Origin of the sequence: Candidatus Protofrankia californiensis, from assembly GCF_900634765.1 — a bacterium.
Classification (GTDB): domain Bacteria; phylum Actinomycetota; class Actinomycetes; order Frankiales; family Frankiaceae; genus Protofrankia; species Protofrankia californiensis.
The window spans coordinates 1-5,426 of sequence record NZ_CAAAFT010000371.1; the positions used below are offsets into that span (position 1 = coordinate 1).

The 5,426-nt window shown below is 67.3% G+C and carries 7 protein-coding genes; 2 read left to right on the plus strand and 5 right to left on the minus strand.

The annotated features are described in order from the left end of the window. Positions 1 to 25: 25 nt before the first annotated feature. From DD1DGNOD_RS18940 to DD1DGNOD_RS18945, 3 genes are all read right to left on the minus strand, one after another. Positions 26 to 790 carry a methyltransferase domain-containing protein gene (locus DD1DGNOD_RS18940; protein ID WP_131767823.1) on the minus strand — a complete coding sequence of 255 codons (765 nt, stop codon included), beginning with the start codon at positions 788 to 790 and terminating at the stop codon, positions 26 to 28. A gap of 180 nt (positions 791 to 970) precedes the next feature. Beyond that, positions 971 to 1,114 (minus strand): hypothetical protein, encoded by a 144-nt coding sequence (locus DD1DGNOD_RS27290; protein WP_165035135.1) that lies wholly within the window; start codon positions 1,112 to 1,114, stop codon positions 971 to 973. A 731-nt stretch (positions 1,115 to 1,845) separates the two neighbouring features. Beyond that, positions 1,846 to 2,325: an SAV_6107 family HEPN domain-containing protein gene (locus DD1DGNOD_RS18945; protein ID WP_131767824.1), complete on the minus strand. Its 480-nt coding sequence runs from the start codon at positions 2,323 to 2,325 to the stop codon at positions 1,846 to 1,848. A 593-nt stretch (positions 2,326 to 2,918) separates the two neighbouring features. On the opposite strand from DD1DGNOD_RS18945, the gene DD1DGNOD_RS18950 reads away from it, so the two are divergent. Further along, complete coding sequence (locus tag DD1DGNOD_RS18950) at positions 2,919 to 3,563, plus strand: GNAT family N-acetyltransferase (protein ID WP_206443296.1); 645 nt, start codon at positions 2,919 to 2,921, stop codon at positions 3,561 to 3,563. 394 nt (positions 3,564 to 3,957) lie between these two features. Here DD1DGNOD_RS18950 and DD1DGNOD_RS30565 read toward each other — a convergent pair whose 3' ends face one another. Beyond that, positions 3,958 to 4,089, minus strand: coding sequence for a hypothetical protein (locus tag DD1DGNOD_RS30565; protein WP_283234726.1), 132 nt, complete (start codon positions 4,087 to 4,089; stop codon positions 3,958 to 3,960). A 411-nt stretch (positions 4,090 to 4,500) separates the two neighbouring features. On the opposite strand from DD1DGNOD_RS30565, the gene DD1DGNOD_RS18960 reads away from it, so the two are divergent. Continuing rightward, positions 4,501 to 4,749, plus strand: coding sequence for a hypothetical protein (locus DD1DGNOD_RS18960; protein WP_131767826.1), 249 nt, complete (start codon positions 4,501 to 4,503; stop codon positions 4,747 to 4,749). Positions 4,750 to 4,866: 117 nt separating this feature from the next. On the opposite strand, the gene DD1DGNOD_RS18965 is transcribed toward DD1DGNOD_RS18960, so the two are convergent. Further along, the coding region (locus tag DD1DGNOD_RS18965; protein WP_206443297.1) for a methylenetetrahydrofolate reductase at positions 4,867 to 5,426 on the minus strand (560 nt) is incomplete at its 5' end.

The following is a 5,426-nucleotide window of genomic DNA, read 5'->3' on the forward strand; positions in this document are numbered from 1 at the left end:
CATCGGCCTCTCATTGGCTGTCACGTCATCGGCTGTCACGGCGGCGGGCCAGGACGTGCAGTTGGGCGGCAAGGTCCCGAAACGGCGCCTGGGAGGATGCGGCGATCTCCAGCTGCAGCAGCCTCTGCGCCGCGGATGGATCCGCGTCCACGGTGGCCGCGGGTACCAGATCGGCGAACACCCGCACCCCGTGGACTGCGATCACGTCGGCTCCAGCGTCGTCCACCATGCGCACAAGCGTCCGGACGTCGAAGCGGCGCGCCCGGTCGGAGCTGGCGCAGCGTCCTCTGGGATCGGCCAGCGCATACTGTGCCTCGGCGAATCTGCCGGCGAGCGCGCGAGCGAGTACGACCGCGTGCCGGTTGGCGGCGACGACGCTGAGCAGCCCGCCCGGACGCAGGGCTGCCGCCGCCGTTGCCAATGCGGTGGCAGGTTCGTCCACCACCTCCAAGACGGTGTGGCACAACAGCACGTCCGAGGACGCCACTCCGACGATCTCCGGCAGGGCGGAAAGATCTCCCTGACGCGCCGTCACGAGGTGCCTGACCCCGCGCTCCGCTGCCCGGTAGTCCAGGGAGGCGAGCGAATCCGGGCTGGGGTCGACCACGGTCACCCGGTGACCCCGCTCGGCAAGCGGCACCGCGAACCCGCCGCTCCCACCGCCCGCGTCCACCACGCCGAGCGTGGCGCCCTCCTGCGACGCCATGGTGGCAAGAGCATCCAACAGTCCGTGCCAGACCACGGCCTGGCGCAGATCCCCCCACGTCACTGGACGACTTTCGACGGCCATGCCGTACCTCCCCTTGGCGGCCCGCAGACCTGAGCCCCTTGGTGGCCGGGGGCCTGGGCCTCCCGGGCCATGCCCGCTGGGGAGCTCCCGAACCTCACGGCAGGGTAGTCGGCGCTGGGGTGGCCGCGGCCACCCCGGCGTCATCGTCCTTCACACATCACGTACAACATCACGTATCTCTCACGCTGGCAGCCGGAAACCGATGGCGATGCCGGCCACGAGACCACCCAGGGACAAACCGAGCAGTTGCAGCACCCAGCCAGGTGGACGCCGCCGGCCTCGCAGCGCAGCCTCCCGCAACTGCTCGGGTGCGTCCGGCAGCACCGTCCCGTCAGCGATCCAGGGACTTTGGCCTCCGGTGGAGCGAAAAAACCATGATTGCTCCGCCTTTGGCTCTTTAGGCGTCGACCGCACAGCATTCCTACCAATGATCGAATTCATCCGAAAACCCACCGCCAGTAATCAAGATGCCCATCAGTGGTCACCGATAGTGAGCGTTCGATCTACGATACGCAAAACGATCTATGTCGGGCCTCCGGAGCGACCCGTGGTCAGGACCCTCCGGCCCACAGCACCCGGACGGCGTCGCCAGTGCCGTCACCACCTACACCGTCGCGTCACATCGGCACGGCTCCCCGGTCGCTTCCCTCCCGACAAACATGATCCGGCGAGGGCAGACACGGACCATGACAGGGACGTCCACCCGGAAGCGCGGGACCTCGGTGCCGCATGCCACGGGCGGACATACGGTCACCGCAGCCATCACGGTCACCCGCTCTTCCAAGGAATTGACGACAATCTGACGGACAGCGTCAACGTGGCCGTGCCACCGCACTCATCGCTCGCGCAACGATCTCCTTCTCGCCACACAGCCCCTCATCGTCAACCGCCCGGCCTCACACCACCGACCGACACGCCTGAGGTCCCACGAACAATGACACCCGGGTAGAAGGATCGAAGATTTCAACATGACCGGTAAACCCTGCCTACATCAGCGGTATTAGGTGGTGTTCAGAGGCGAGAGACGAGTCGGTCACCTCGGTCACCAATAGCAATTAATCGTTTGAAAACGGGGCGGACCCGGTAACTGTGGCCACCAGCACCGGCTGGGACGGGAGGCCCAACGTTGTTTCCACCACCGCGAGAAACGTCTCCGCCTGGCGGACCAGGTCGTCGGCGTCTCGGGTACCGACCACGGACAGACCAGCCTCGGCTGCCGTCCTCTTGGCCGCGCCGGCTGCGAAGAACTGCGACCACTCCCCCAGTTCGGGTGCCACCGTCGCCAGCAGCTGCCAGACGCTGACGGGCCGACCACGGTGGCTGTGACGGGGCCGGGCCCGGTCTACAAGGACGGCAGCGGCGGCACGCAGCGCTGCCAGGTGCGCCAGGGCGTACCGCTGCCCAGGAGTCTGGGCGAAGCTCGCTTCGTCAAGGCCGTGGTGCGCGGCCATGAGCAGCTCGTCACGGGAACGACGGGGTAGCCCCGCGAAGGGGACCGAGGTTCGAGGCTGTCGATCTACGGTCTGCCGACTCATGACCGCTCCCTCCAACATGACGACATCCTCCAGTAAGTCGAACATACGTTCGAACATTGGAGCAAGTAAACCTCACCCGGATCGAACCGTCAACATCGCCGAGGACAACGACTGGACGGCAGACGCGTCGGTGACTATCCGTCGGCCCGGTGCCGTCACCGCCGGGTACGGCGCAAACGGTCGGTCCGGCTGCGGCGAGCATCCGAGCACGACCGTCCGGCCGGCAGCCAAGCGGCAGATAGGCGGCAGCCAGGCGGCTTCCGGCAAGCGGCGCGACCCACAGCCGCGGCCACAGGGGCCTTGCTCGAAGCCGGGGCCCACGCTGCGGGGTGGAGATCGGCAAGGTGGCGCTCGGGTTGCAGGGAACATTCGGCGTCCGAAACGAGGCCACCGCGCTGCACAAGGTTCGCCTACGGGCCCTCGTCCGGACCGAGTGGGGCGCAACACCCCGAGCGCCCGTTATTGTCAAGCACCTTGGATGATATAGGGGACTGACACAGCCCAGGCGTGGCCGGTAATCGACGCGGGTAGACAGGCCACCCGGGCAGGCAAGCTGCATGGGGCAGGAACGAAAGCGCGAGGAGGCAGGCTTGGTGGAGAACATCAGGCTGGTCCGCTGGACGCCCGCGCGGATGCGTGCCCAGCTGACCGAGGTCATCACCGTCTACAAGGCCGCCTTTCTGGACTTCCACGAACCCGACCCGGCGCGGGCGGCGATCGAACGGACCATGCACGCCCGCCGGCACGCCGAACGGCGGGATCTGCGGGCGGTGGCGGCTCTTCTTCCCGATGACCGCCTGGTCGGCTTCACCTACGCCCTGCCGGGGCTGAAGGGGCAGTGGTGGCACGACGTCGTCAGTGACGCGCTGGGGCCCGACGGCGCCGTGACCTGGCTCGGCGACTGCCTGGAGATCGTCGAGTTCCACGTCCTGCCGGAGTTCCAGGGCAAGGGGCTGGGACGCAGGCTGCTGCGGGAGCTGCTGCGGGAGGCGCCGGAACGGACAGCGGCACTGTCCGCCTTGGAGCTGCCCGACAGCAGAGCCCGGCGACTGTACGCCAGCGAGGGCTTCATTCCATTACTGTCGAATTTCCGATTTCCGGGAAGCTGGATCGAGTACGCGGTGTTGGGCAAGAGCCTCACTCCCACCGAACCGGCCCAGGATCAGCCCCAGCCTCCGTCCCCGCAGCAGCCCGCCCACGATGCCGGAGACAACCGCCGGCAGGCCCGCGCCATGTGAACTCCGCGCTGCTGAAGCCGCACGGCCGAGTCGGGCGCCTGCTGCCTCGCGCTCGCCGTACAGACCGCTGTGAACGCCCACTTGATTACTGGCGCTGCTGCCCGCGGTAGCCAGCCGGACGGTCGTCCCGATCGTTGCTGCCCGCGAAACGGCCCCCTACCCGGCGCTGCGAGCGGCGCCTTCCGGCCATATGACCTCGACAGGAACACCGCGCGATCTTGCATAATCGACGACGGAGCCCGTTCCGCCTCTATTCGCCGGTGACCTACCATTCCAGACGGCGAACAACCGGTCACATGACGAAACCAGAGTTTCGTTTGCCGCCTCGTATGCCTTCCGATTTGCTTCGGCATACGGCATGACCCGGACGGTTGAAGCCTTGCGGATCAGTTCGTCAAATCGGTCGATGTGTTCCGGTTCGGCTTTTCGCTCCCGCCGCCACCTCGTTCTGGAGCTGGTCGTAGGCGGACACCTCGGCCGAGACCATGGCCGGGTAGGTCTTCGGGTCGAAGTGAAACTGCTCCACCGTCTCCTTCTACGGCACGCTGGTGGGAAGCAACACCGGTTTTCCGTGCGGACCGGCGGTGGCGGTCATCGCCGCCGGACGGGCTGGGGCGTTGGGCTGGGGCGTTGGGCTGGAGTGCCGAGCTGCGGGCTGGAGGGTCGGACCGGGGCATGACGTCTGTGAAGTGAGCGCCGGGCAGGCCCGGATCGTCGTCAGCTTCACCGGCACCGGACGCCCTACGGGCGGTTCGTGGGAACATAACCCTTATGTAGGTCCGACCACGCTTTGCGATAGCTTGCTCGGTCGGCACCGGGGCGGTCACCGGACCATCGTGCCTGCTGCGTATCGTTCCGTCGTCTGAGATGACGACCGACACTACCGACGACCGTCAGCCTTTCGAGGGCCGCCACGGGGCGGCCGCAGGAGACACCGGTGACCAAGCATGCGCCACTGGTCGTGGAGACACTCGACGACCTGAACCCGACAGCGGTCTTCAACGCCGAGCGTGACCAAGTGGTGGTTGCGGTACGTATCACGCCCGTGTTCGGCACTCTGGACCTCGACCTGGTAGCGGCCGTGGTGGACGAGGCGAACCGGGCGGGTTTCGCGCTCGTGCGCGAGCAGCCCTTCCGAGACGAATGGCTGTTGTGCGTCTTTGACGCCTACGAGGACAACGACTGAAACCGCCGAGGAAGCGAACCGCCGGGGAAGCGAAGCTCCGGCGGACGGCAGACCGCGGCGCCCGCGGGCCCACGGCGCTCACAGACCCGCAACGCTCACAGGGCAGCGGCGCTCACGTCATCCGCGCAGGGAGTGGAACACCTCTCGCGTCGCGGTGGAACGGTTCAACGTGATGAAGTGGATACCGGGCGCGCCGCCGGCGAGCAGCTTCTCACACAGGTCGGCGGCAACCTCCACACCGACTGCCCGCACAGCCGCCGGATCGTCGGACACCGCGTGCAGCCGCCTGGCCAGGTCCGCGGGAAACGCCGCCCCGGACAGCTTCGCCATCCGCTCGATCTGCGCGACGTTGGTCACCGGCATCACACCGGGGATGATCGGCGCCTCGCAGCCGAGCTGGCGGACCCGATCAACCAGCCGGAAATAGGCATCCGCGCCGAAGAAGAACTGGGTGATGGCATAGTCCGCGCCGGCGGCAAGCTTGCGTACCAGGTAGTGCGCGTCGGTGTCGAAGTCGGCCGAGCGGGGGTGACGGTCCGGGAAGGCCGCAACCCCGACGCAGAAGTCACCGAGCGACTGGACGAGGCGTACCAGCCCCTCGGCATGGTGCAGACCCTGAGGATGGGCGATCCACTCCCCCTGTGGATCGCCAGGCGGATCACCGCGTAGTGCCAGGA

What these genes read in the sequence shown, in the direction of transcription:
- DD1DGNOD_RS18940 (WP_131767823.1), bottom strand. Translation starts at nt 790, where the DNA reads ATGGCCGTCGAAAGTCGTCCAGTGACGTGGGGGGATCTGCGCCAGGCC.
- DD1DGNOD_RS18945 (WP_131767824.1), bottom strand. Translation starts at nt 2,325, where the DNA reads ATGAGTCGGCAGACCGTAGATCGACAGCCTCGAACCTCGGTCCCCTTC.